At 64.9% G+C, this 25604-nt stretch carries 24 protein-coding genes and 1 tRNA gene; 13 read left to right on the top strand and 12 right to left on the bottom strand.

The genetic code is table 11. The annotated features are described in order from the left end of the window. Positions 1 to 129 precede the first annotated feature (129 nt). Positions 130 to 930 carry a cytochrome C assembly family protein gene (locus tag HNO53_RS02120; protein WP_209475850.1) on the top strand — a complete coding sequence of 267 codons (801 nt, stop codon included), beginning with the start codon at positions 130 to 132 and terminating at the stop codon, positions 928 to 930. Between the two features lie 75 nt (positions 931 to 1005). Then, positions 1006 to 2289 carry an HlyC/CorC family transporter gene (locus tag HNO53_RS02115; protein WP_209475848.1) on the top strand — a complete coding sequence of 428 codons (1284 nt, stop codon included), beginning with the start codon at positions 1006 to 1008 and terminating at the stop codon, positions 2287 to 2289. On the opposite strand, the gene HNO53_RS02110 is transcribed toward HNO53_RS02115, so the two are convergent. After that, positions 2290 to 3015 (bottom strand): 1-acyl-sn-glycerol-3-phosphate acyltransferase, encoded by a 726-nt coding sequence (locus HNO53_RS02110; protein WP_209475846.1) that lies wholly within the window; start codon positions 3013 to 3015, stop codon positions 2290 to 2292. Beyond that, a complete protein-coding gene (locus HNO53_RS02105; RefSeq protein ID WP_209475844.1) occupies positions 3012 to 3629 on the bottom strand; it encodes a TetR/AcrR family transcriptional regulator in 618 nt (205 codons plus the stop codon). The genes HNO53_RS02110 and HNO53_RS02105 overlap by 4 nt, the downstream gene beginning before the upstream one ends. Before the next feature lie 159 nt (positions 3630 to 3788). Here HNO53_RS02105 and HNO53_RS02100 point away from each other — a divergent pair, with 159 nt between their 5' ends. Beyond that, complete coding sequence (locus HNO53_RS02100; protein WP_209475842.1) at positions 3789 to 4472, top strand: SOS response-associated peptidase; 684 nt, start codon at positions 3789 to 3791, stop codon at positions 4470 to 4472. Further along, the gene (locus HNO53_RS02095) at positions 4472 to 7351 is read left to right on the top strand and encodes an insulinase family protein (protein ID WP_209475840.1); all 2880 of its coding nucleotides are present in this window, start codon (positions 4472 to 4474) and stop codon (positions 7349 to 7351) included. Before HNO53_RS02100 ends, HNO53_RS02095 begins: the two co-directional genes overlap by 1 nt. Positions 7352 to 7442: 91 nt before the next feature. Here HNO53_RS02095 and sbcB read toward each other — a convergent pair whose 3' ends face one another. The 4 genes from sbcB to minC all read right to left on the bottom strand — a co-directional run bounded on the left by sbcB (position 7443) and on the right by minC (position 10910). Then, on the bottom strand, positions 7443 to 8933 hold the full coding sequence (gene sbcB, locus HNO53_RS02090) for an exodeoxyribonuclease I (RefSeq protein ID WP_209475839.1): 1491 nt from the start codon (positions 8931 to 8933) through the stop codon (positions 7443 to 7445). A gap of 120 nt (positions 8934 to 9053) precedes the next feature. Continuing rightward, positions 9054 to 9305 (bottom strand): cell division topological specificity factor MinE, encoded by a 252-nt coding sequence (gene minE, locus HNO53_RS02085; protein WP_010630224.1) that lies wholly within the window; start codon positions 9303 to 9305, stop codon positions 9054 to 9056. Beyond that, positions 9302 to 10120: a septum site-determining protein MinD gene (gene minD / locus HNO53_RS02080; RefSeq protein WP_209475837.1), complete on the bottom strand. Its 819-nt coding sequence runs from the start codon at positions 10118 to 10120 to the stop codon at positions 9302 to 9304. The genes minE and minD overlap by 4 nt, the downstream gene beginning before the upstream one ends. Positions 10121 to 10172: 52 nt before the next feature. Next, entirely contained in the window at positions 10173 to 10910 is a 738-nt protein-coding gene (gene minC / locus HNO53_RS02075; protein WP_209475835.1) for a septum site-determining protein MinC, read from the bottom strand. A gap of 255 nt (positions 10911 to 11165) precedes the next feature. On the opposite strand from minC, the gene HNO53_RS02070 reads away from it, so the two are divergent. After that, on the top strand, positions 11166 to 13949 hold the full coding sequence (locus HNO53_RS02070) for a DUF349 domain-containing protein (RefSeq protein WP_209475833.1): 2784 nt from the start codon (positions 11166 to 11168) through the stop codon (positions 13947 to 13949). A 60-nt stretch (positions 13950 to 14009) separates the two neighbouring features. On the opposite strand, the gene phbB is transcribed toward HNO53_RS02070, so the two are convergent. Then, on the bottom strand, positions 14010 to 14756 hold the full coding sequence (gene phbB, locus HNO53_RS02065) for an acetoacetyl-CoA reductase (RefSeq protein WP_209475831.1): 747 nt from the start codon (positions 14754 to 14756) through the stop codon (positions 14010 to 14012). A gap of 197 nt (positions 14757 to 14953) precedes the next feature. Here phbB and HNO53_RS02060 point away from each other — a divergent pair. Then, positions 14954 to 15030, top strand: a tRNA-Met gene (locus HNO53_RS02060). Between the two features lie 301 nt (positions 15031 to 15331). On the opposite strand, the gene HNO53_RS02055 is transcribed toward HNO53_RS02060, so the two are convergent. The 4 genes from HNO53_RS02055 to HNO53_RS02040 all read right to left on the bottom strand — a co-directional run bounded on the left by HNO53_RS02055 (position 15332) and on the right by HNO53_RS02040 (position 20057). Next, positions 15332 to 17392: an acyltransferase family protein gene (locus HNO53_RS02055; protein ID WP_209475829.1), complete on the bottom strand. Its 2061-nt coding sequence runs from the start codon at positions 17390 to 17392 to the stop codon at positions 15332 to 15334. A gap of 136 nt (positions 17393 to 17528) precedes the next feature. Next, positions 17529 to 18386 (bottom strand): protein phosphatase 2C domain-containing protein, encoded by an 858-nt coding sequence (locus HNO53_RS02050; protein WP_209475827.1) that lies wholly within the window; start codon positions 18384 to 18386, stop codon positions 17529 to 17531. Beyond that, entirely contained in the window at positions 18376 to 19359 is a 984-nt protein-coding gene (locus tag HNO53_RS02045; RefSeq protein WP_242597516.1) for a kinase, read from the bottom strand. Before HNO53_RS02045 ends, HNO53_RS02050 begins: the two co-directional genes overlap by 11 nt. 29 nt (positions 19360 to 19388) lie before the next feature. Beyond that, on the bottom strand, positions 19389 to 20057 hold the full coding sequence (locus HNO53_RS02040) for a vWA domain-containing protein (RefSeq protein WP_209475823.1): 669 nt from the start codon (positions 20055 to 20057) through the stop codon (positions 19389 to 19391). A 197-nt stretch (positions 20058 to 20254) separates the two neighbouring features. Between HNO53_RS02040 and HNO53_RS02035 the strand changes: the two genes are divergently transcribed. Beyond that, positions 20255 to 21187: a thioredoxin family protein gene (locus HNO53_RS02035; RefSeq protein ID WP_209475821.1), complete on the top strand. Its 933-nt coding sequence runs from the start codon at positions 20255 to 20257 to the stop codon at positions 21185 to 21187. A 52-nt stretch (positions 21188 to 21239) separates the two neighbouring features. Here HNO53_RS02035 and HNO53_RS02030 read toward each other — a convergent pair whose 3' ends face one another. Continuing rightward, positions 21240 to 22418 (bottom strand): MalY/PatB family protein, encoded by a 1179-nt coding sequence (locus HNO53_RS02030; protein ID WP_209475818.1) that lies wholly within the window; start codon positions 22416 to 22418, stop codon positions 21240 to 21242. Positions 22419 to 22454: 36 nt separating this feature from the next. Here HNO53_RS02030 and HNO53_RS02025 point away from each other — a divergent pair, with 36 nt between their 5' ends. From HNO53_RS02025 to HNO53_RS02000, 6 genes are all read left to right on the top strand, one after another. After that, positions 22455 to 22889 carry a hypothetical protein gene (locus tag HNO53_RS02025; protein WP_209478482.1) on the top strand — a complete coding sequence of 145 codons (435 nt, stop codon included), beginning with the start codon at positions 22455 to 22457 and terminating at the stop codon, positions 22887 to 22889. A gap of 25 nt (positions 22890 to 22914) precedes the next feature. Next, positions 22915 to 23730 (top strand): hypothetical protein, encoded by an 816-nt coding sequence (locus tag HNO53_RS02020; RefSeq protein WP_209475816.1) that lies wholly within the window; start codon positions 22915 to 22917, stop codon positions 23728 to 23730. 77 nt (positions 23731 to 23807) lie between these two features. Beyond that, positions 23808 to 24221 (top strand): acyl-CoA thioesterase, encoded by a 414-nt coding sequence (locus tag HNO53_RS02015; protein ID WP_209475814.1) that lies wholly within the window; start codon positions 23808 to 23810, stop codon positions 24219 to 24221. After that, positions 24218 to 24688 (top strand): Cys-tRNA(Pro) deacylase, encoded by a 471-nt coding sequence (gene ybaK / locus HNO53_RS02010; RefSeq protein ID WP_209475812.1) that lies wholly within the window; start codon positions 24218 to 24220, stop codon positions 24686 to 24688. Before HNO53_RS02015 ends, ybaK begins: the two co-directional genes overlap by 4 nt. A gap of 85 nt (positions 24689 to 24773) precedes the next feature. Beyond that, the gene (locus HNO53_RS02005; RefSeq protein WP_197449412.1) at positions 24774 to 25103 is read left to right on the top strand and encodes a hypothetical protein; all 330 of its coding nucleotides are present in this window, start codon (positions 24774 to 24776) and stop codon (positions 25101 to 25103) included. Beyond that, a complete protein-coding gene (locus HNO53_RS02000; protein WP_209475811.1) occupies positions 25075 to 25596 on the top strand; it encodes a DUF501 domain-containing protein in 522 nt (173 codons plus the stop codon). Before HNO53_RS02005 ends, HNO53_RS02000 begins: the two co-directional genes overlap by 29 nt. The last annotated feature ends 8 nt before the right edge of the window (positions 25597 to 25604 follow it).

The following is a 25604-nucleotide window of genomic DNA, read 5'->3' as shown; positions in this document are numbered from 1 at the left end:
CAGTCTCCATGCATGCCACCACGCGCCACGGCTGTGCGCCGCAGCGAGGATTGGGTATAGTGGAGCTCTCGACAGACACCATCCACATGAGATGCAAAGACGTCGGCGACGGCGCACGGACGACAACTGATGCAGGCGCTTCCTCTGGCCATCATGGCCTTCATCCTCTACCTGGGCGCAGCTTCCTGGCAAGGGCTCACGCTGCTTCGGCGCGTGCCGCAGCGTCCTGCCCTGGTGCGCGCCCTGGGCCTGCTCGGCCTGCTCTTCCATCTTCCCGTCGCTGTCGGGCTGATCGACCGGAGCCCCGGCCTGATGCCGGGCCTGTCGACCAGCGCGGTGGTACTGACGGCGATCATGGTGCTTCTGCTGCTCAGCGTGAGCCTGGCCAAGCCGGTGCTCAGCGTGGCCGTCGCCCTGTTCCCCGTGTCGGGCCTGGCGCTGCTTCTGGCAGTTGGCCTGCCGAGCCCCGAGCGCACCGGCGGCATGACACCGGGCATCGCCCTGCACGCCGTGAGTTCGGCCCTGGCCTTCGGCATTCTGTTCATCGCCGCCTGCCAGGCGATACTCCTCGGCCTGCAGAACCAAGCCCTGCGTCATCACCATATTCGTGGCATGGTGCAAGTGCTTCCCCCATTGGCCACCATGGAGCGCGTGCTGTTCGAGTTGATCTGGGCCGGCATGGCACTGCTCACCCTGTCGATCCTCAGCGGCTTCGTCTTCGTCGAGAGCATGTTTGCCCAGCACCTGGCCCACAAGACGATTCTCTCGTTGGCCGCCTGGGTAATCTTTGCCATCCTGCTGATCAGCCATCATATCCTGGGCTGGCGAGGCATGCGTGCGGTGCGTTGGACACTGGGTGGTTGCGCCGTACTGCTGCTGGCCTATTTCGGCAGCAAACTCGTGCTGGAAGTCATCCTCAACCGCACCTGAATCGGAAGCCCCCTTGACACTGCCGAGCCTAATCCCTACAAACGGGGCTGACACGCCAACGAGGATCCAACGACCTTGAGCGACGACTTCCCTTTGGGATTGCTGTTCGGCCTGCTGTTCCTGCTCATCTGTCTTTCCGCTTTCTTCTCGAGCTCCGAGACCGGCATGATGTCGATCAACCGCTACCGGCTGAATCACGAGGCCAATAGCGGAGATGGCCGGGCTCGCCGAGTGCTACGGCTGCTGGGCCGCCCGGATCGGCTCATCGGCGTGATCCTGATCGGCAACAACCTGGTCAATAACCTGGCGGCCGCCATCGCCACCGTGCTCGCCATCCACTTCTTCGGCGAGGTTTCCGGCCCCGCGATCGCCCCACTGATCCTGACCATCGTTCTCCTGATCTTTGCCGAGGTCAGCCCGAAGACCTATGCCGCGATCAAGCCCGAGCGTATCGCCTACCCCTCATCGCTGATACTCGAACCGCTGCTCAAGCTGCTCTATCCGCTGGTATGGCTGGTCAATGCGATCTCCAACGGCCTGCTGCGCCTGCTCGGGGTCAAGAGTATCGAGGGCGGTGCGGACAGCCTGACCCGCGACGAACTGCGCACCGTGGTGCACGAGGCGGGCACGCTGATTCCACGCCGCCACCAGGCCATGCTGCTGTCGATCCTCGATCTCGAGAACGTCACGGTCAACGACATCATGGTGCCGCGCCACGAGGTGGTCGGCATCGACCTGGACGACGAGCTGGAAGCCATCCTGGCCCAGATCCGCACCAGCCAGCACACCCGCCTGCCGGTATTCAAGGGCGACATCAACAACATCATCGGCATGCTGCACCTGCGCAACGCGGCGCGCTTCCTTTCACGTGATGAGGTCACCAAGGCCTCCATCGTGCAGGAAGCGCGTGAGCCCTATTTCATTCCCGAGTCGACACCGCTACACACTCAACTGCTCAACTTCCAGAAGCAGAAGCGGCGCATCGGCATCGTGGTGGATGAATACGGCGACGTGGAAGGGCTGGTCACGCTGGAGGACATCCTCGAGGAGATCGTCGGCGAGTTCACCACCGACGTGGCGGGGCAGGATCAGGAGATTCACCGTCAGGACGACGGCAGCCACGTGATCGATGGCACTGCCAACATCCGCGATATCAATCGGGCGCTGGGCTGGAAACTGCCCACCGACGGCCCCAAGACCCTCAACGGCTTGATCCTGGAGCATCTGGAAGCCTTTCCCGACGGCCCTGCCTGCCTCCAGATCGGCAGCGTTCGCATGGAGATTCTCGACGTCCGCGACAACCTGATCACCTCGGCGCGCTGCTGGCAGACGGTACGCAGCGGCCGGCGTCAGCCCTGATCAGGGTCGCCGCGGCGAGGAAGTCACCTCGCGCGCACAGGCCCACGTATCGCCCTCGGCCTTGAGCGCACGCACCCTCGCCTCGAGCAGTTCGCGGCGTGCCAGCCGGGGCGGTATCGGCTTGCCGAAGTAGAGTGCCACCCTGGCGCGGAAGCGACGCGGCCGCCTAGATAGCGCCGGACCGTCGCGATGCGAGGTCCATGAGCCCCACAGACCCGACAGGCCAGCCGGAATCACCGGCACCGGGTCACGCGCCAGGATCGTCTCGAGGCCACGGCGAAAGGCATGCACCTCGCCATCCGGAGTCAATCGCCCTTCGGGAAAGAGCATCACTATCTCGCCGCTGCGCAGCGCCTGACTGACCTCCTCCAGGGCACGGCGCACGCTGCCGGGATCACGCCGATCGGACTCCACCGGAATCGCTCCCACCAGCCGGAACAACCAGTTGAGCCAAGGCGACTCGTAGATCGGCCGATCCATGAGGAAACGCAACGGGCGGGGGCTTGCCCCACCCATGACCAGCGCATCCATGAAGCTGACGTGATTGCACACCACTACCGCGGCCCCCTTGGCCGGGATGAAGGCACGCCCACGCAGGCGCAGGCGGTAGCAGCAGTGAATCAGCAAGAAGATGAGGAAGCGGATGAGCGGCCGTGGCGCACGCGCCACACGCCAGCTCCCCAACACCACCAGTGAGCCAAGCAGCCCGTAGAGCACGAGCTTCACGCGATATCGGACCTATGCCTGAGGCCGGCGAGAATGGTGGAGAGCAACTGGTCGAGCAGCTCCGGCACTTCGAGTTGCTGCCCCTGCCAGTAGCCGAGACGCTCGTTGAGGCCCAGTTGTACCAGGCCGTGCACGCTGCCCCACAATGTACGCCCGAGGCGCCTCGCCTCCAGGTCGCCTAGCGCCGGCTGATACTCCTTGAGGCTCGTCTCGACACGCAGAAACAGGGCCTCGATCATATCGGACTGCCGCTGGTCGAGTTCGCCCTCCTGGGCCAGCGGATAATCGAACAGCAACTGCCAGCGGAACGGCTCGCGCTGGGCGAATTGCCAGTAGGCCAGTGCCAGTGCCCGCATCTGCCTTTCAGGCTCCGCACCCTGGGTCAACGGCTCGATGACGGTGCGCAAGCTTGCCAAGGTCTCGATGTTCACATGCTGCAGAAGGTTGCCGAAGCTGCCGTAAAGCTTGAGCAGGGTGCTCGGCGCACAGCCTACCTCGCGCGCCAACGCGCGCAGCGAAAGCGCATGCACGGGATTGCCCTGCAGCCAGTCATCGCATGCGGCCATGACCTGGGCATGGAGCGCTTCGGGCACATGCTGTCGGGGACGAGCCATCGAGTTCCTCGCAGAGCTTGCACATCTCGGGGCGGAAGTACTTCACCCGGTAGCTTAGGATAGCGCACATCGAACACTGTTTTCGACCACTGAACATCCGCCCTTTCCTGTTTTGCTCGACTTGGCTAACCTGACGCCACCCCGACACCTGGAGACGCCATGGCCGGCCGCCTCTACATTCCGCCACTCGACCTTGGCCGACTGGTGCCCGAACTGCACCAAGAGTCCCCCCTGCTGGCCTCCGCCAACCTGGCGCCGAGGCGCCCAGTTTCGCATGTTCGGCTGGAAGCCGGCCGCACCTGCCTGGCTCGGGCCTTCTGGGGCCTGACTCCCTCATGGCTGACCGTGCTCGATCATGCGCCCCACTGCGCCCGGGCCGAGTCGCTCGATTCACGTCCCATGTTCCGCGATGCCTTCTCGGCCCGCCGCTGCCTGGTGCCGGCGGGGGGCGTCTACGTATGGAAGATGCAGCCGCGCTTCAAGCAGCCGTTCCTGGTCGTTCGAGTCGATCGCGGCCCAATGCTGCTGGCCGGGATCTGGTGTCGCTACCATACCGACCTGACCGAATACACCGACTCGATGGCCCTTGTCACGGTGCCAGCCAACGGTTTCCTGGCCCCGCTCAGCGATCGACTGCCGGCTTTGATCGACGCCGCCGACGCCCTGCGCTGGCTAGACCCCGAGACTCCACGAGAGACGGCCCAGGCACTCTTGCGTCCCGCCCCACGGGAACTGTTGGGCGCCTTTCCGGTATCAAGAAGGGTGAACGACCCCGTCAACCAGGATCCCGCCTGCGCCCACCCTACGGGCCCCATGCTGCGCTGGAACGAACAGGAGAGATGATGTCCAACCCCCGCCTGCCCTTGCATTGCCTGCCCCGCCGGCGTCCGTTGCCCTGGCTGGCGACGCTGCTGCTCGGCCTCCTGCTGCCTGCCCTCAGCCAGGCACAGCCAGCGGATGACACCAGCGCCTCGGAGGAGGCGGTCGAAGAAGTCGTCCATCCTCATGTCAGCCCCCACGACAGTCGCGACTACCGGGTCCTGAAGCTCGACAACGGCCTCACCGCGCTGCTGGTCAGCGACCCCGAGGCCGACCAGGCAGCGGTCTCGATGAACGTCGGCGTGGGCAGCGCACAGGACCCTGACGACCTGGCCGGGCTTGCCCACTTCCTTGAGCACATGCTGTTTCTCGGCACCGAACCGTATCCCGAAGCCGATGCTTACCAAGGCTACCTGCAACGTCACGGCGGCAGTCACAACGCCTTCACCGCCCCGCAGGACACCAACTATTTCTTCGACATCGAGCCAGAGGCACTGCCCGGTGCCCTGGACCGCTTCAGCCAGTTCTTTCTCTCGCCGCTATTCAATCCCGAGAAACTCGAGAGCGAGCGCAATATCGTGCACTCCGAGTACATGTCTCGTATACGCGACGACGGCCGGCGCGAGAACGACGTGCTCAATCAGGTGCTAAATGACGAGAACCCCACTACTGGATTCTCGGTGGGCAGTCGCGAGACGCTGGCAGACCGGCCTGAAGGCGAGCCTACCCTGCGGGAACGGGTGATCGACTTCTATCAGCGCCACTATGACGCCAACGTGATGCACCTGGCCGTGGTCGCTCCGCAATCCTTGGACGCGCTGGAAACCATGGTGACCGAACGCTTCGCCGGCATCGCCGACCGTGGCCTGGAGCGTCCCGTGATCGAGGAGCCCCTGATAGAGGAAGAAAGCCTACCGCTCTACGTGAGGCTCAAGTCGGTACGCGATAGCCGTCATGTGAGCTTCATGTTCCCGATCCCCGATCCGCTTCGGCACTATCGTCATAAACCCGCCGAGTACCTTTCCCACCTGCTGGGGCACGAAGGGGACGGCAGCCTTTACTCGATACTACGCGAGGCGGGGCTGGCCGATGGGCTCTCCGCCGGCGTGGGGCGTGGCGATGAGCGCCATGCGCTCTTCACCGTCCGGGTCAGCCTGACACCTGACGGCGCCGATCGCATCGACGAGATTCAGGCAACGCTGTTCGCCGCCATCGAGCAGATTCGCGACCAGGGCCTGGAAGCGTGGCGCTACGATGAGCAGGCCCAGCTTGCCGAACAGCAGTTCCGCTTCCAGCAGCACGGCTCAGCGCTGCAGAGCGCCATGCGTCTGGCCATGAACCTGGCCCGCTTCCCGGTGGAGGACGTGCAGTATGCTGCCTACCGCATGGAGGGCTTCGATCGTGGCCTGATCGAGGAGTACCTCGATGCTTTGCGTCCCGAGTCGCTGCTGCGTGTCTACAGCGGGCCCGAGGTCGAGGGCGAGCGGACCTCGCCCTGGTTCGACACCCCCTGGCGCGAAGTCGAGCCGGGAACGGACGCTGCAGAGCCGCTGGCGGGTCTCTCCCTGCCCGCCCCCAACCCCTTCATCGCCGAAGACGTGACGCTGCTCGACGTGCAGAGTGAGCGCCCCTCGCAGTTGCTCGAGGCCCCCGGCTTCGAGCTCTGGCACATGGCAGACTCCAGCTTCAACACACCCAAAGTGGAGTGGCGCTTCAGTCTGCAGAATCCCAAGGCCAGCAGCGACCCACGCCATGCCGTCCTGGCCGATCTCCTGGCAGGTTGGCTCGACGACAGCCTCAACGAGGAATTTTACGCCGCGCGCCTGGCCGGGCACGACGTCGATGCCTACGCCCATGCCCGCGGTATCACCTTGGCCTTCTCGGGCTGGCGCGACCGCCAGGACCGCGTCATGCGCCGCACCCTCGAGCAGCTGATCGAGGGCGAGATCGATACGGCGAACTTCGAGCGAGTGCGCTACCGCTTGCAGCGCGAGTGGCGCAATGCCCCCCAGGCGGCGCTGTTCCGCCAGGGCCACCGCACCCTGACAGAAGCCCTGATGCGCCCTCACTGGCCAACGCAAAGACTGCTTGAAGCCAGCCGCGAACTGACGGTAGAGGACCTGCGCGAGTTCCGCGAACAGTTCCTTGACGAACTGCGCCTGCAGGCGCTTGCCGTCGGCAACCTCGATGCCGAGCTGGCGCGGCGCGAAGGCCGACTCGTGGCGGAGATGCTCGCCCCCACGCAGCCCAAGGAGGCAATACCCGACCTGGTGCCGTTGCGCGTCGACGACGACCTCCCCACCCTGCATCCCCATACGACGCGCGAAGAGTCACTGGTATTGCGCTACCTGCAGGGCAAGGACCGCTCGCTCGACACCCAGGCACGCCTCTCGGTGCTGGGACAGGTGATCGACACGCCCTTCTACCAACGACTGCGCACCGAGGAGCAGCTGGGCTACGTCGTCAACGCCGGTTACTCGCCGCTGCTCGACGCCCCGGGGCTGAGCCTGCTGGTGCAGTCTCCCGACGCCACCAGCGACGAGATCCAGGCGCATATCGACGCCTTCCTGGCAGACTTCGGCCAGCGCCTGGCAGCGATGAACGATGCCGACCTGGCCCCCTATCGCCAAGCCGTGCATGACACGCTCTTGCAGCGCGACACCAGTCTGTCCGAGCGCACCAATCGACTTTGGCGAGCCCTGTCGTTCGGCGACACCGATTTCGATCGCCGCGAGCGGCTGGCCCAGCGCGTGCTGACGGTAACCGCCGACGACCTGCGTCAGACCTGGCCGGGGCTGCTCGAGACGGCCATCGCCACGGTGGCCTATGACCCTGGCGACGAGCCCAGCGACGTCGCCGCCCTGGCCCGGCACTTGGAACCCTTGCCGGAAGCCGACGACTAAGCGTGGCGAGCCATCCAAACGCAGCGCCCGGCCAGTGGCCGGGCGCTGTCATGTCGAAACGAGGCGTCATAGTCGCCGGGTGCTGTTCTCCTCAGCCGAAGGCCTGAGCGGGCATCATCGCTTCCACATGCATGACGAGTTCCTCGAGAATCAGGCGATCGCGATCGCTCAGCGCCACCTGATTGAGGCGCTCGATTTCGCGGGCGAAATCCTTCAGCGTGAAACCGGCCACCGTCGCATCGTTCATGCGTTCCCAGCGGTAGGCTTCCCAGCGCGCCTGCTCCTCGCTGGTCAGCGTGTCGGGGTAGCTGCGGGCCCGATAGCGAAACAGCATCTCTTCCAGGCGCGGATCCTGAAAGGCGAACCGGGCATCGACCAGATCCCACGGCGGCGTCTCGCGCACCCGGGCCATCTGCTGACGGTCGGCAGGCGAGAAGAAGCCGCCGCTGTAGAGCATCAGATCAGGATCGTGAGGGCCCTCCGGCGGCGACTGGGCGAACACCTCGCTGACTTTCTGCGCCACCTCGGGGCTCGCTGCGAGACGCTTCCAGTAGGTGCGGCATGCCGCCAGATCGAGCCCCAGGCGTTCGACGATCTCGCCATATTCGCCCTTGCGCGGTCCCTCCACCTCCTTGAGCGCCGCGGCCGGCAGCACCACCGGACTACGATTGATGTGGATGACCTTGAGCGGAATCCGCTCCTCGCCTTCGGCCAGGTCATCGCTGCTGACGAAGACTCGCTGACGGATCTGCTCGGCGTCCAGCTCGAGCAGGGCTCCCGGGTCGACGGAAAGGTCGTAAACGATTACCCCATTGGGGTTGGTGGGGTGTTCGGCCAACGGCATCACCAGGGCACTGCAGCCCCGGCTGGCCGGATAGCGGCGCGACACGTGGAGCACCGGCTTGCGCCCCGCGATGTCGAGATACTTGGCCACTTCGCGCTTGCTGCGCAGCGCCAGCAGGTGGTCGAAGAGGCGGCCATTGCTCTGCCTGAGCAATCGCGCCAGTGCAATGGTCGCGCGCACGTCGACAAGCGCGTCGTGGGCCCCTTCATGAACGATACCGTTGGCGGCGGTCAGGTCCTCGAGCCGGAAGCTGGGCGAGCCGTCCTCGCGGCGTGGCCATTCGATACCTGCCGGGCGCAGAGCATGAAAGGCACGCACCGCATCGATCAGGTCCCAGCGCGAATTGCCGTTCTGCCACTCCCGCGAATAGGGGTCGAGCAGGTTGCGATAGAACAGGCAGCGGCTCACTTCGTCGTCGAAACGCAGGCTGTTGTAGCCCAGCGCGCAGGTGCCTGGCTCGCTCATCAACGCATGGATACGGCCGGCGAATTCGGCCTCGGGCAGCCCACGGCGGCGCGCCTGCTGCGGCGTGATGCCGGTAATCAGGCACGCCTGAGGATGTGGCAGGTAGTCGTCCGCCGGCTTGCAGAAGAGCTCGATCGGCTCGCCGATCTCATTGAAGTCGGCATCGGTGCGTATCGCGGCGAACTGAGAGGGCCGGTCGCGACGAGGGTCGGCGCCGAAGGTCTCGTAATCGTGCCACAGGAAGGTCATTTGGGCGGCATTGGGCTTCGCCATGGGCGCGTTGTCTCCTGACTGCGTCCTGAGCGGCACAGCCTACCATAGCCCTGCGGACGTCTCAGCCGTGGAAGCGTCGAACGAGCGCGTTGCGGACGCAGCGCGGCTCGCTCGGTGTCTCTAGCTGCGCGGCAGCGTGACGTTGAGCTCCAGTACCGAACAGTTGTCCTCGCTGTCCAGGCTGATATTGATGGCGTCGTCGTCCACCTGCACGTAGCGGCGGATCACCTCTAGGAGCTCCTTCTCCAGCATCGGCATGTAGTCGGGCTGGCCACGCTGGCTGCGCTGATGCGCCACAATGATCTGCAGCCTCTCCTTGGCCACCGAGGCGGTCTTCTTGCGCTCGCGCTTCAGAAATTCCAGCAACTTCACCGGCGACCTCCTCCGAACATGCGGCTCAGCAGGCTCTTCTTCTGGAGTTCATGGAAGCGCAGCGGCACTTCCTCTCCGAGCAGACGCGAGACGGTATCCATGTATGCCTGGCCCGCATCGCTGTCATCGTCATGAGTCACTGGCACCCCCTGGTTGGAGGCACGCAGCACCGCTTCTGACTCGGGAATGAGACCGAGCAGATCAATGGCGAGAATCTCGCGAATGTCATCGAGGTTGAGCATGTCGCCATGGTCGACCCGTGCGGCGTTATAGCGGGTAATCAGCAGATGCTCCTTGACCGGATCCTCGCCACGCTCGGCACGCCGTGTCTTGGAGGCGAGCAGCCCGAGGATACGGTCGGAGTCGCGCACCGATGATACTTCGGGGTTGGTGACCACGATCGCCTCGTCGGCGTAGTACATGGCCAGCTGTGCGCCGCGCTCGATACCGGCGGGGGAATCGCAGAGAATGTAGTCGAAGTCCTTACCCAGGGTATCGAGTACCTTCTCGACGCCCTCGGGCGTGAGGGCATCCTTGTCGCGTGTCTGGGAGGCGGGCAGGATGTGCAGGTTGTCGACGCGCTTGTCGCGGATCAGCGCCTGGTTGAGCCCGGCTTCTCCCTGGATCACATTGACCAGGTCATACACCACACGACGCTCGCAGCCCATGATCAGATCCAGGTTGCGCAGCCCCACGTCGAAGTCGATGACAGCGGTCTTGTTGCCTCGCAGCGCCAGCCCGGTGGCGATGGCCGCTGCACTGGTCGTCTTGCCGACCCCACCCTTGCCTGAGGTCACTACGATGATCTTGGCCAAGTTACACGTTCCTTTGGATAGACGAAGAAAGACGAAGAAAGCGCAAATCGCTTTAGGCCAGCGAGGTTATCCCCAGCTGCGCGTCACGCAGGGCGACCTGGACCGAGGCACCCAGCAGATGCGGGTCGATGTCCTCGAGACGCTTGTAGTTACCCGCTACCGAAAGCAGCTCGGCATGCAGTTCACGGCAGAAGATACCAGCCTCGGTGTCGCCATGAATGCCGGCCAGGGCACGTCCGCGCAGTGCGCCGTAGACGTGGATGCTACCCGCCGCCAGCACCTCCGCCCCGGCGTTGACGGCCCCGATGACCACCAGGTCGCCGTCGGGAGCGCTTAGTTGCTGCCCCGAGCGTACCGTTCCCCGGTAGATGCGTCCGCCACTCGCCACCGAGGCGGCCGACTCGGGTGCACTGGCCGTCGGCGCTTCAACGGGGGTAACCTCCTCGAGCGAGCGGGTACGCGACCCATCTGAGGGCGGAAACCAGCCCAGCCCCAGCGCCCAAGCCGACTGCTTGACGGGATCTGTCCCGCCACGCACCGCCACCGGCAACAGCTTGTGGGTGCGACACACGGCACAGATCCGCTCCAGGGCCAGATGGGGCTCGTCGAGCTTCTCGACGCTGAGGACCACGGGGGTATGCTGAAAGAAGGCGGGAGATTGGCTAAGCTTGCCTGAAAGCTGCTCGCGGATCTGCTCCGGATCCGCACTAGCCAACTCCATGACCGTCATGGGCAGCATGCCCCCCTTGAAGGTGAATGCCATGTCTGCCCTGTCCACTTTGAGGCTCATTGCCGGACTCCACTCGGGTGTTGTCGGGTCGTGGGACTAAAGCTAAGCGACTCCCATCCCCCCTGCAACTGATGATACGGCCAGCCAGGCCTTGGCGGCCATTGTCGCGATTTGCCCACACGCTCCTGTTCCGGCAGGCTTTTCTGCAGCCGCGGCGCGTGCTTAGATAACACACATTAGACGAAAGACGCCGATTCGACAGCAACAATACGGCAAGCGCAGCCACCGCTGCGCGTCATATTTTCAGGATGCCCCATGCCCGGATTCCTTCGCCGCCTGTTCGCCCCGCGCTGGCAGCACCCCGATGCCGAGGTTCGATGTCAGGCCGTTGCCCGACTCGATCCCGCGAGCCCTGAGCAGCGTCAGGCGCTGGAGACGCTGTGTCTCGATGCGGAAGCCACAGTCCGCCAGGCCGCACTGGAGAGAATCGCCTCTCCCGAGACGCTCCTCGAACTCCTGACGCGCCAGCCGGAATTGACCGAGATCCGTCATCGGCTGGTCATGCTGCTCAGCGGCCGCAGCGGCGGTATCGACCTGACTCAGCGTCTGCGCATCGTCGAGCGCCTCGACGACAGGGGGCTGCTGTCGCAAGTGGCGCTGGAGGGGGACAACCAGCAACTGCGCCTGGCCGCAGTAGCACGCCTGACGGCGGAAGAGGACCTCATCCAACAAGCCTGCGACAACGGCATCGCTGCCGTGCGGCATGCCGCAGCGGCACGGGTGACCAGCGAAGCTGGCCTGCAGCAATTGGTCCAGCGGGCGCGCCGCGACCGCCAGGTGATGCGCCAGGCACGCGAGCGCTTGAACCGGTTGCGCACGGATGCCGCCTCCCTGGCCGCGGCCCGGGCCCAGCGCGAAGCACTGCTGGCAAAGCTCGAGGCACATGCCAGAGCGCCTTGGGAACCCCTCTATGCGGGCCGCTACCGGCACCTGGTGCGCGAATGGGAGTCGCTCGAGGACCTGCCCGACCCCGAGCAGGAGCGCCGCTTCCAGGAGGCCAGCCTGCAGTGCCGCAAGGTCATTTCCGACCACGAGGCACGCGAGCATGCCATTGCCGAGACGGACCGCCGCCGCGAGCAGGCGGCCGAGGCTCGGGAATCGCTGCTCGAGGCGCTTGAGGAGAGCCTGGCTGGCCTGCCCAGAGGCGACCGCCTGACGGCTCAGGACATCGCCAGCCTGCGCGCCCAGAAGGTGTTGCTGGCCAACCGCTGGCAAGCGCTCTCCGACCTGCACGTGACCGACGAGGCGCTGCGTCAGCGCTACGACAGTGTGCTCGAGGATTACGACCGGGTTCTCGGAGCCTGGGAGCGCCTCGACGCACATGCTGCCGATATCGAACGAGCACTGAAGGAGCAGGACGCCGAGCGGCTGCAGGCCAGCGTCACTGCATGTGACTGGCCCGACACGCTACCGCCGTCGCCGCTGCTCGCCCGCGCACAGCAATGGCTGGCCGGCCGGGAAGAGTCCGAAGACGAGGCCCTCGAGGTACGCCTCGATCGCTTCTCCCAGGATCTAGTCCAATTGGAAAAGCTGCTCGACCGCGGTGCCTTCAAGGGCGCCAGTCGTCTGCACCAGAGCCTCCGTCATCGTGCCGACTCGCTTCCCGCCGCGAGCCTGCGTCCCCAACTTGCTACGCTCAAGCGCCTTGGCGCCAGGCTCGCGGAGCTACGCGACTGGCGCGGCTTCGTCGCCGGCCCCAAGCGTGAACAGCTGTGTCAGGCAATCGAGCAGCTTGCCGACGACAGCGGCATCACCGACGCCGAACTCGATCAACGCCACCGCCAGCTCGTGCGCGACTGGAAGGGACTCGGCGATGCCGCGGCCAGCCGCGAGCTCTCCGAACGGTTCCGCAGTGCCTCCGACCGCATCCATGAGCGCCTGGCCCCCTGGCGCGAGCATCAGGCCAGCGTGCGTGCCCGCAACCTCGAGGCACGCACCGCCCTCTGCGAACAGCTCGAGGCGCTGCTCGAAGCGCCCGCCGGCGATGCCGACCCGGATGCACTGCGGCGCATCCGCGATCAAGCACGCGAAGAGTGGCGTCGCCACTCTCCCGTACCGCGCGATCAGGCCCAGGCCATCGGGCGCCGCTTCGGTCGCATCCGCTTTGCCCTGCAGGGGTTGATCGACCAGCGTGCCAAGGAGGTGGCCGATGCCAAGCGCGAACTCATCGATGAAGTCCAGGCCTTGATCGAGCGCCCGCTGCCCCCCGATGAGCGAGCGGAACGCACCAAAAGCCTGCAACAGCGCTGGCGGGAGCTGGGGCGCGCCCCGCGCGGTGAAGAACAGACGCTATGGCGCGAATTCCGCGCGGCCTGCGATCAGGTTTTCGCCATGCGCGAGGCACAACGCGACGACCGCGCTCAGCGAGCGCGTCAACGTCTCGACGAGATGCAGGCCCTAATCGACCGGCTCGACGCCTGGCAGCCGGCTCGCCACGCCGACAGTCAGGTACTGGAGCAGGCCATTGCACAAGCCGCCGCCCTGGAGCCGCTGCCCACGGGACGACGCACGGAAGGTATGCGTCGTCGCTGGAGTGGTATCGTGCGCACCCGCCGCGAACGTCTGGCACGCCTGGCCGTGGTGGAAGAAATTCAGCAGTGGCAAGCCTGCCGCCCCCTGCTCGAGGCCCATCTGGCAGCCGATGCCGCCTACCTAGAAGGGGGTGCCTGCGAGGACGTTCCCCTTGCTCAGGACTTCGACCTGTCCGATGAGATGCGCAGCGCCCACGAGCGGCGCAACGCCGCGCGGCAAGACCCGCCGCCGCTTCAAGAGGTCGGTGAACGCCTGGCCCGACTGCGCGTTCATCTTTCGCTGCTCGCCATGGGCCGCATCAGCCAGCACGACGAGCCCCTGCGTCTGGCCATTCAGGTCGAGCGCCTCAACGAAGGACTTGGTCGCGAGCTGAGCCGTGCCGAGGAGGTCCGCATCGTACTGCGTAACCTACTGGCGACGGGACCGGTCTCACCCGAGCAATGGGAACGGGAAGTCGGCGAGCTCGATTCGCTGCTGACGCGCCTGACACGCCTGCCTCCGCCGTGAAGCGGGCCGTACTAACCAAAACGGGAGGCCAGTGGCCTCCCGTCAAGTCTCGCTGCACGGTCAGCCCATGAACTGGCCACCGTTGATGTCGATGTTAGCCCCAGTGATGAAGCCGGACTCCTTGTCGGCCAGGAACACGACCAACCGGGCTATCTCCTCCGGTGTGCCATAGCGTTTCACCGGAATGGTTTCACGAATGGCTTCACGCACGTTCTCGGGAATCTTCATGATCATGTCGGTGGCGATGTAACCGGGCGACACGGTATTGACGGTGATGCCCTTGGTGGCCGTCTCCTGGGCCAGGGCCATGGTCAGACCATGCATGCCGGCCTTGGCCGCCGAGTAGTTGACCTGACCGAACTGGCCCTTGCGCCCGTTGATCGAGGAGATGTTGATGATGCGCCCATGCTTGTGCTCGAGCATGCTTTCGATGACGCTGCGACAAGTGTTGAATACGCTGTTGAGGTTGGTGTCGATGACCTCGTGCCACTGCTCTGCTGTCATTTTCTTCATGGTCCCGTCCCGGGTGATCCCGGCACAGTTGACCAGAATGCTGATCGGCCCATGGGCCGCTTCTATCTCCTTCACGCCCGCTTCACATGCCTGGTAGTCGGTCAGATCGATACCCGACAGGGAGATATTGTCGTATCCGTCGGCTTTCTGCGTCTCGAGCCAGGTCTTGGCCTTTTCCGGATTGTGATAGCCCGCCACCACGTGGTAGCCCGCCGACGCCAGGGCGCGACAGATTGCGGAACCAATACCACCGGTTCCGCCGGTGACCCACGCTACGGGTGCTGATTGAGTCATATTCCACCTCCCTGATCATGACGCTTGTCATCGCATTGCTTGATCTGGCACAGCAGGCCAGCAGTAACAGGATGCTGGCAGAAGGGCTCGCCTTCAAGCTTCCCCCCTTGATTATGGACACAAGCGCCGCGCTTGCACGAGGATTGCTGCCCACCTTGACACAGCGCAGAAAAAGCGTAGAATACGCAACACGTTGATGCGGGGTGGAGCAGTCTGGTAGCTCGTCGGGCTCATAACCCGAAGGTCGTCGGTTCAAATCCGGCCCCCGCTACCAAACATGAAGACCGAGGCCTGAAGCCTCGGTTTTTTATTGCCCGCACGGTGAGAACCGACGACCGTCGGTTCGCTCTTCGTTTCAACGTCAGCGGCCCCCGCTACCCAACAGGAAGACCGAGGCCTTGAAGCCTCGGTTTTTTATTGCCCGCACGGTGAGAACCGACGACCGTCGGTTCGCTCTTCGTTTCACCGTCAGCGGCCCCCGCTACCCAACAGGAAGACCGAGGCCTTGAGGCCTCGGTTTTTTGTTGCCCGTACGGTGAGAACCGACGACCGTCGGTTCGCTCTTCGTTTCAACGTCAGCGGCCCGGAGCCGTGTCCGCCAACAGCCAGGCGATATCGCCATGCGCAGAGGAGGCAAGTTCTCTGGCGGCTCGCGTCGTGAGATGGTGCTCGTCTCGATACACCACGGTATCCCCCAGCAGAGAGTGGCATTTCCCGCCGGGACACAGCTGCGCATGGAAGTCGACCACCCTGACGTCCGTTTCGTGCTCGGCAATGTCATGCATGACTGCCAGCATGGCTTCCCTTCGCTTTTCCCGCTGTCGTTGGAAAGCACTACATGACGCCTCCGTCCGCCTGGCCAGGCACTCCGTCATGGGCACGCTGAACACCGGCGTGGGGGCGACGACGACGATGCGCAACCCATGCCCGAGGAGCGTATCGACCGTTTTCCTGAGGCCCTCCTCTGCCTGAGCGATATGCGTTTCACTGCTCGTTCGCCCCAGCCAACTGGCACTCAACACGACGCCGGAAAGTCCCCCTTCCACCAACCGGGACAGCTCGCTCGCCATTTCCGCTTTGAACAACTCACAGTGGCGGTCGTTTTCCCGAGAATGACCGCTGGAGTAGCCGTGTGAATAACCCATCAATGGCGGGCACGTGCTGAAGGTTCTCTGCAGGAAGGCAAATTGCAAGTCGCTTGCCAGCTCGTCCAGCATCGGCGAGTAGTGATCGGCATGAGAGTCCCCCCATAGCAACAGGTCGAGAGAGTCCGTTTCGGAGCGGTTCATACAAGTGGACACCTCAGGCAGTCCTTGAAAGGGAGTGCTCAAGTGGCACGCTGCACGCAGGTCGGGCATTTCTTGCGCAGCGCTTTCAAGCTGCCGATAGAGACCGACGCTCTTCTGTTGATTGGCATGACTCATCAGCCCGAATGCAGCGAGAGCAAGCAGGACGGATGACAAGCCGCCCAGCTTGACGAGCTGCTTGTTGGTGATGGAATGCCTTTTGAAGAAGCGCACCGCGGGTTTCTCCACCAGGCAGTACGTCAGACATGCCAGTACGAAAGAGAGAGCCACCAGCGCCAGGTCGCGGCTGAGGTCGGCTTCGCCCAGGTGATAGGCGCGCGACATGGCCAACAGGGGCCAATGCCAGAGGTACCAGGGATACGATACCTTGCCCACGAAGACGAAAGGTCGCGTGGAGAGTAGCCACGAGATTGGGGTCGAAGCACTGCCGAACCCCGATACGATCAACGCCAATGCCGAGAGAACGGGCAGCATGCCCGCCCAGCCGGGATACCCGTGAGAACCCTCGATTACTGACGCCGCTACCAGCAACAGCACCGCTCCGAGCACAGCCAAAGCAGACATGGCGATGTTCGAGGCTTGCGGAAGCAGCCCGCGGCCTATGAGACATGCCAGCAGTGCGCCCGCCAGCAGTTGCCAGCCGCGGGAAAGAACGGAGAAGTACGCCGCGTTCGGATTGAGGCTGGAAAGCCATACTCCATAACAAAATGAAGCACCAATGCCGACCGTGGCAATCGCTGCCAAGAAGGTCCAGGGATGTTTTCCGCAGCGCTTGGCGAGGAGCGTACCGACCATGAGCAGCACCGGCCAAAGCGCATAGAACTGCTCCTCCACGGAGAGAGACCACATGTGCAGCAGCGGCACCTGGTCGGTAGGGCCATCGAAATAGCCGCCTGTGGTGGCAATGAAGTAGTAATTGGCGAAGAACGCGATGGAGGCGATGGCCGACTCGGACAGGCTCTGCTGCTGTCCGATGGGTGTCAGGAGGACATAGCCCAGAACGAGGGAAGAGAGAATCACGACGACCATTGCCGGCATCAGTCGTCGGATGCGGCGGCCGTAGAAAGCGAGAAGACTGATATGGCCGGTATCCGCCAGCTCCCGTATCAGCAAACTCGTGATCAAGTAACCCGATATGACGAAGAAGATATCCACGCCAATAAAGCCGAACGCAAACCCTGGCACTCCGGCATGGTAGGCGACCACCAGAATGACGGCTATCGCCCTCAGGCCATCGATATCCGGCCTGTACTGCGGCGGCTGCATTGCATCTTCCCTCCCTGGTTTTTCCTTCGCCGCGCGGCGAACCGCCTGCCTTCGCGTCGCCATGCGAGCCGTACCTGGCAGCGCGTCTAGTCAGCGTATTCAGGACTGTCAGGTAACAGCTTGGTCGGTGGCATACGGAACGCTGACCGGCCATGGCGACCGCTGGCTCGTCTCGCCGCCATGGCATTACTTCGACGTCTCACCGCGCCTCCGGTTCCCTGGCCAACAAGGCGATACTGCGGTCGTCGCCGCTGGTGCCACGGCAGAACTCCTCGCTGTAGAAGCGCCGCACCAGCTGGCGTTGGCGCAGCCGTCCCTGCCGCAGATCATCGAACCAGTAGCTGAGCTGCCCCGAGATCTGTTCGCCGTCGAGCGAGACCAGTTTCTCGGCAGCACCGTCGCTCATCAAGGCGATTCCCGTCAGTGCCACCGTTGATTCGCAACCGTACTGCACCTGTGCGACGTCCAGGCGCTCGTCGACGAAGCACGTCTGATTGGCGAACTCCCCCTTGCCCCGCTCGCCCAAGGTGAAGAGATGCGGCGCCAGCCCAGGCTCCTCTCCCGCCCGCTCTGCAAGGGGGGCGGCCCGCTCCAGCACGATTTCGCCATCGCCGATCTTGAGCCACAGCAGCCGCTCATGGCCTACCAATGCCAGCAGCAGCGTGCAGCGCAGATCTCGCACCGCGCGATGCTGTTCGGCAGCGCGGTCGACCAGGCTCCCTCGTGCATGGCGGGAGAGCAGTTCGGCGAACTGGCGCAGCACCTCCGGGGAGGGCTCATCCCGACCGTCGAGCAGCCAGGCGAGCTGCGCCTCGAGGGTATCGACCAGCCGCAACATGGCGGCGATCAGCACGCGCGCGCCCAAGCCGGAGTCCGGCGAGCTGCCGGCCCCATCGGCCAGCACGAGGGCGGGGCGAGGAGTCGCCACGCCATCCGCCGCGTCCTGGCAGGGCAAGGGCGGCGAGCCTTCCAAATGCGCCAGCCCGGCGGTAGCGACGCTCATGACCGACCAGGCAGACAACGACGCGCCGTGGGTGGGTGACGATTCAACGGGCATGCTGCACCTGTGAACGTAGCGGCCGGCCGGGGCTGGCCAAACGCACGGCATACTCCCCCGCCGCCATCGCCTCACGGTAGTCGCTAAGCGCGGCATGCCACTGCGCCAGCGTGGCGCGCTGAATGGGGGCATCGGCCCCTACCGTGAAAGTCGTCACGAACATGTCGCGGACGGTGTCGGGCAGCTCGGTCCAGAGTTCGTACCAGACACCCTGAGGCACGTCACGCTGGCCACGGCCATAGGCAAAGTTGCCACGCCGCAGATTACGCACCGGATCGTCGCCGCCGACGATGTCATAAGGGTGACGCCCCAGCATCAGACACTTGAACAGCACGATCGCCAGCGAGAAAGCCTCGCTGCGCGGCGAACGTACCGTGTGACGGAACGAGACGCCCTGGTGTTCCTTGGGCGTCATGTCCGGACTGCCCACAGGACAAGGGTAGAAAGTGCCGTCGACGCGCAGTTGGTAGCTGTCGCAGTCGATCAGCGTGACCTGCTCCGACCCAGGAACACAAAATATATTGTTGAGGTTGTAGTCACCGATACAGACCCCGGCCTCGTGCAGTTGCTGGACGATCTCGACGAAACGGATCAGGTAACCGACGATACGGCGGCGATCCAGGCCGGGAAAATATCGCTGGTACAACAGGGCATGGGCGAGGAAGCTCATCTTCACGCCACGCGCCCGGTACATGGCGAAACCGATCCAGCGCTGCTGTACATCGAAAACCCGGATCAGCGGCCAGCAGACGTCGCGGGTCATGTGGGCATCGCGCAGGCTACGCATCGCCTCGACCTTGCGGTGCAATTCCTCTCCACGCTTGTCGAGCACCTCGGGGTAGTACCACTTGACGATCACGTCGGGGCGTTCGCGCAGGGCGAAAATCTCGCCTTCGCCACCACGCTCGAGGCGCTTGCCGAGCCGGCGCTCCTTGCCCTGCGAATCCGTCACCACCAGTGCGCGTGCTACCACTCGGCCTCCTTCGACGCCATGCATCCGCTCTAGATGCTGTCCCAGCTGTCCGTAGGCGGCAGCTTGACCTGATCGGTCGTCGACGATGACGCCGAAACCCGGCTCATGCTGGCCGAGAGCCAGAGGAAGAACTCTCGGAACTTCAGCCCATCGAGTCGCTTGGCCGGTCGGGTGGAAAAGGCGCTGAGCGCCTCGAGATCGGCTTCCTCGACGCCCACCGGCATTACCACCAGCTTGCGCTGCTGGGCCAGGGTCCGTGCCCTCACCGAAGCCGCCTGCCACTGATCGGTCGGCACGCCGTCACTGATCACCACGAGCCATGGCTGGTAATAGGCCACGCCGGCTTTGCGATAGGCCGAGGTGCGCTCCTCCAGGCGATCCAGCGCCAGCTCCATGGCGCCACCCAGCGGTGTCAGGCCCGCGGCGTTAAACTGACGGCATTGCGAGATATCCATGGCCGTGGTGAAAGGCAACTGCTCGGTGACCTTGCCACCAGCGGTGATCACGCCGAGCTCGACCGAGCAGGCGGCCATGTCGTCCTCCTGAATCGCCGAAATGAAAGCCTGAACGCCAGCGTTCAATTCACGGATCGGCGGACCGAACATCGACGCGGAGGTGTCCAGTACCAGCATGCAGGCGCAGCGCGGTGAAGGGTTGTCGATCAGGTCGCTATCGCGGTTCAGTCGGTACGTTGCCATCCCACGGCTCCTCATGTCTGGATGCCCGGCCCCGATACGGCCGAACGAGGATGAGACTACCACAGCCCCCGACCGGATGCCGCGCCTGCATCCGCACCTCAACCAACGCGCAACGTGGGACAACGGATGCCCCTTGAATCCCGCGGCCTTTACCCGCATCTTTCAAACAAATTCACTCTTTGACCAAGGTCGTTTCCATGTCCATCGTCGACCCTCGCAGTGGCGCCCCGTTGACGGCACCACAGGACCCCTCCCCGTCATCGCAGGAAGCGGTGCCCGGCGATGAGCAGCTGATCATCGACGTCGACCGCAGCAACATCCAGCAGGTGCTGGAGGTTTCCATGCAAGTACCGGTGCTGCTCGACTGCTGGGCGCCCTGGTGCCAGCCCTGCAAGACACTGATGCCGATCCTCGAGAAGCTGACCCGGGAGTATCGCGGTGCCTTCCTCCTGGCCAAGCTCAATATCGAGGAGAATCAGGAGATCGCCGCTCAACTCGGCGTGCGCTCGGTGCCCGACGTCAAGCTGATCAGTCAGGGCGGGCTGGTGGATCATTTCCAGGGAGCCCTGCCCGAGAAAGAGATCCGCGAGTGGCTGTCACGCTACTTCCCGGCGCCGGAAGACGCTCCTGCCAGCCCCGAGGAGCAAGCCGCCGAGGCTCTGGCCCAGGGCGACGCAGCCACGGCCCGCACCCTCTATGAGCAGCTCGTGCAGCAGAATCCCGAGCACCACCCCTATCAGGTGGAGCTGGCCCGCGCACTAGTCGCAGAAGGCCGCAGCCAGGAAGCCCTCGACTTGCTCGACAACCTGCCGCCGGAGGAGCGCGACGCCGCGCCGGCCCGTGGCGTGCGTGCCAGCGTCGAGTTTCGCGAGGAAGCGCCCGGCGACGACGAGCTCGCCGCCCTGGCCGCACGCGACGACAGCGAGGCGCGCTACAAGCGCGCCCTGCGTCAGGTCGCTGATGGCAACTACGAGGACGGGCTGGAGGGATTGCTCGGCGTGATGCGCCAGGATCGCGGCTACGGCGACGATGCAGCGCGCAAGACCCTGCTGCGGGTCTTCGACGCCCTGGGAGCCGACCATCCCTTGACGGTCACTTATCGTCGCAAGCTGTTCACGCTGCTCTACTGAACACCTGCCGGGGGATGGCAGTCGGCCCGGACGGGCCGACTGCCGCTTCGGCCTACGTTTTCAGCACCCTGTCAAGCCGCGTCAGGGCGGCCTCGAGCTGGGTAGCGGTAGTACCGAAGTTGAGTCGCACGAAGCCGGGCCAGCCAAAATCGGCACCGTCGGAGAGAGCCACCCCGGCCCGCTCCATCAGCACTTGCTGCGGCGAAGCCGAATGTGGCGACAGCCCGTTGGCGCGGCGCAGATCGAGCCAGGCCAGGTAGGTCGATTCCGGCGCACTCATGCTCACACCCGGCCATGTCTCCACGCGCTCGACCAGCGCTTGCCGGTGATGCCGCAATACCCCAAGCAGGGCCTTACGCCATGCATTGCCTTGGTCGTAGGCCACCTCGGCAGCAACCAGCCCCAGCACGTTGACGTCCGGCATCAGGCCCCGCATTGCCGCGGCGAAGCGTCGCCTCAGCGTGGCATCCGGAATCACCGCACAGGCGGCGGTGAGTCCGGCGAGGTTGAAGGTCTTGGAGGGCGCCCACAGCGTGATGATGCGGGCCGCCAGCCCCGGAAAAGCCGCCGCCAGCGGCCTATGCGCCTCCCCTTCCTCGAGCAGCAGGTCGCAGTGCAGCTCGTCGGAAACCACCAGCAGGTCGTGTCGCTCGACAAGCTCGGCCAGTGCGGCCAGTTCCGCCTGTCGCCACACCCGGCCGGTGGGGTTGTGGGGATGGCACCATAGCAGCAGCCGCGTCTCGGGGGTTATCGCCGCCTCAAGCGCCTCCAGGTCGAGCCGCCAAGGCTCGCCGGGGCCACTCGGCTCGCCCAGCGGAGCCTGCTGGGCCAGGCGACCGGTACGCTCGGCCACCTTCAGGAACGGCGGATAGATCGGCGTAACGGTCAGGACGCCCTCCCCCGGCTCGGTCAGCGCCAGACTGGCCAGGTGCAGCGCCGGTACCACACCGGGTAGCCACAGCTGCCACTCCGGCTCGATCGGCCAAGCGTACTCCCGCTCGCTCCACTCGCACAGGGTGTGCCTGAGGCTGTCCGGCACCAGTCCGTAGCCGAAGACACCGTGATCGACCCGTGCCTTCAGCGCCTCGATCACCTGAGGAGGGGAGCGAAAATCCATGTCGGCCACCCACAGCGGCAGGATGCTGGCATCATAGCGATGCCACTTCTGCGACGGCCACTCGCCCCGATCGGGGTGGCGACGCTCGACAGGCGTGGCAAAATCGAACTCCATGTCCTCTCCTCGGGAAGCAGCAGTATGAGCGAAACCATGCCGCAAAGCGGCTTCTATGCCAAGGTTCGCCGGGGCATGCCGGCACTGATCGACCAGTGGCGTCAGCTCGGCCAGGGCGAGCCGGACCGCCTCGCCCTGATCCTGGCAGAGACCGCCCGAGTGGCGAAACTGGGCGAGCCCGAGGCGACGCCCGACGGCACCCGACTCGCCGAATGGAGCCGCTCCGGGTCCGGCGACGACATCCCCCTGTGGGCGGCGCGTACCGCTGCCTTCCTGCTGTTCCAGATGCCGGCACGCCCGGTACCGAAGAGCGAGGACGAGGCCTGCGCCTGGGCCTACTGCTGGCTGCGCAACCGCGAGTTTGCCAGCGTCGACCAAGCGCGTGCCGCCCTGCCTGCTCACCTGCAGGAGAGACTGACCCATGCGGTGGGAGCCGCTTGGGCCGACCGCCAGGGCCTGCGCCTCATCTAGCCGTCTACCTGCAAGGAAAATCGCCATGGATGTCCCCTTGAGCTGGCAGCTGGCCAAGCTCGCGGTATCGATCGGTATCGTAATCGGCCTGTCGATCGTGGCCGAGCGCGTCAGCACGCGGGTGGCCGGCCTGCTTTCCGGCTATCCGCTGGGGACGGCCATCGCGCTGTTCTTCATCGGCCTGGAGATCTCACCCGGCTTCGCCGCCGAGAGCGCCGTGTTCAGCCTGGCCGGCTTCACCGCCACCATGGCGCTGGGCGGCGGCTACCTGCTGTGCGGTCGCCGGGACGGCCTTCGCGGTGTGCTGAGTGGCACCGTTGGCGGCCTCGCCGCCTGGTGGCTGACCAGCCTCGTGCTGACGCGCTTCGATTTCGCTCGGATGAGCGGGACGCTGGTCACCCTGGTGGCCATCTTCGCCTTCACCTGGCTCTATCGCCACGTGCCGGAAACGCGAGTCACGGTGCATCAGAATGGCGCTCGCTGGAAGCCGCTCTTGCTTCGTGCCGGGCTGGCTACTGCCATCGTCTTCGTGGTCACCGGCCTGGCCCACGTGCTGCCGACGTCTTGGGCCGGCATGCTGGCGGCGTTTCCGATCTCGATGTACCCCCTGCTGGTGATCCTGCATCTCACCCACGGCGCGGCGCCGGCCGCCACGGTGATCAAGCACTATCCGGCCGGCCTTGGCGCACTGCTCTGCTATGCGCTGTGCGTGTCGCTCACCTATGCCACGCTGGGTCTGCTGTGGGGCACCCTGGCGGGGTTCGCCGTGGCTACTCTATGGCTGCTCGGCTGGATGCGGCTGCAGGCCTGGTACGGCGAGAGGCAGGTCGCCGACACTTGACCTAGCGTTTGCTCGGGGCAATGCTGTCTGCCTGACGACGGCACTCCACAAGACCACAAGACAGCAAAGGGCCCATCATGTTCGTGCGCACCATCGAACCCGCTTTCTACGACACCGACGCTCTCGGCCATGTCAACAATACCCGCCTGCCCGCCTGGTTCGAGTTGGCACGCAATGACCTGTTTCGGCTATTCACCCCGGACCTTGACCCCCGCAAGTGGCGGCTGATCATGGCGCGCATGGAGATCGACTACCGGGCCGAGCTGCACTACGGCAGCGAGATCGAGATCCGTACCTACGTCTCGCGGCTCGGCAACAGCTCCTTCACCGTGACCCAGGAGGCGTGGCAGAAGGGTGAGCTGACCAACCTGGGCCATACCGTGATGGTGCACTTCGATCACGCCACCAAGCGCGCCGTGCCCATCGCGGGCGAGCTGCGTTCAGCCCTGGAGGCCCACCTGCAGCCGCTCGAGGAGACCAGCGACGCATGACCCCGGCCGTCAGGGCGCTGGAGCGCGATGGCGCCAGCTTCGAGCTGCTCAGCTACGAGCACGACCCCCGCGCCCCCGCCTATGGCGAGGAGGCGGCAAGCGCTCTTGGGCTCGCCCCTCATACCGTGTTCAAGACCCTGGTTGTTCGCCTCGACGATGGCCGCCTGGCGGTGGGCATCGTGCCGGTCACTGGCCAGCTCGACCTCAAGGCGCTGGCCAAGGCGGCCGGGGCCCGGCGTGCGAGCATGGCCGAGGCGGCCGAGGCCGAGCGCAGCACCGGTTACGTGCTGGGAGGTATCAGCCCGCTGGGCCAGAAGAAACGGCTGCCGACCTTCCTCGACGCCAGCGCCGAGGGTCTCGGGAAAATGCACGTCAGCGGCGGAAGGCGTGGCCTGGAGATCGCCCTGGCGCCTGCCGACCTGATTCGCCTGTGCCATGCGCGCCTGGTGCCATTGGCACGCGCCTGATTCGCATGAGCCAAACCCGCGCTCTCGTGGTCAAAACAATGTGACCCACGGAATGAAGGGCCACTCATACTGGCAGGAGACCGAGATGGGCATCCGCTACAACCTCTGGCTCGACCCCGACAACGTGGCCCAGCATCGCGCCGTGGAGGCCGACCTGGAGCGTTATTTCATGGAACGGTTCGCCGACTATCCGCATATCCGCTTGTTCGGCGCCGACCCCTACGATTATGATGCGCCGTTCAATCGCCTCTACGACGTGCTGATGGCGCGGGCCAACGAGTACTGCGAACGCCAATGGCGCGGCTACGTGCCCACGCCCGAGCAGCTCAACCGGACCTTCTTTCGCGCCGTGGGCCGCTCCAACAAGTTCGTACGGGACCGCAACGATGGTGATCCAGACCGACCAGACGCCTGACGCCCGCCAACTGGCCATCATCACCGAGCAACTGGGACGAGCCCCGCGCGGCATCGAGGCGGTCGCCGCCACCGATGGCAACGGCACTCCTCTGGTGCTGCGCATGGCCCCTATCGTCGACGGCAAGCCTTTTCCCACGCTCTACTGGCTCTGCTCCGAGCGACTCAAGATCGACATCTCCCGCATCGAAGCCAGCGGTGTGATCAAGCAGCTCGAGGCAAGACTGCGGGACGACGCCGACTTTCTCGCCGCTTACCATGCCAGCCACCGCGATTACGTGGAGACACGCTGGCGCCACATGAGCGAAGCACAGCGCCATGAGGTCGAGCAGCTCGGCTACGAGGGCGTGATGCGAGAGCGCGGCATCGGCGGCATCGCCAACTGGGATCAGGTGCGTTGTCTGCACACCCAGTACGCCCACCACCTGTGCGGCAATAACGTCATCGGCCAGTGGCTCGACGCCGAGTTTGCCGTGGCCGACTGCCTGCCCTGAGACCGTCT

Source organism: Billgrantia antri (assembly GCF_017868935.1).
Lineage (GTDB): Bacteria > Pseudomonadota > Gammaproteobacteria > Pseudomonadales > Halomonadaceae > Halomonas > Halomonas antri.
Note: the sequence above shows the minus strand (reverse complement) of the source record. Positions and strands in the feature narration are given on the sequence as shown.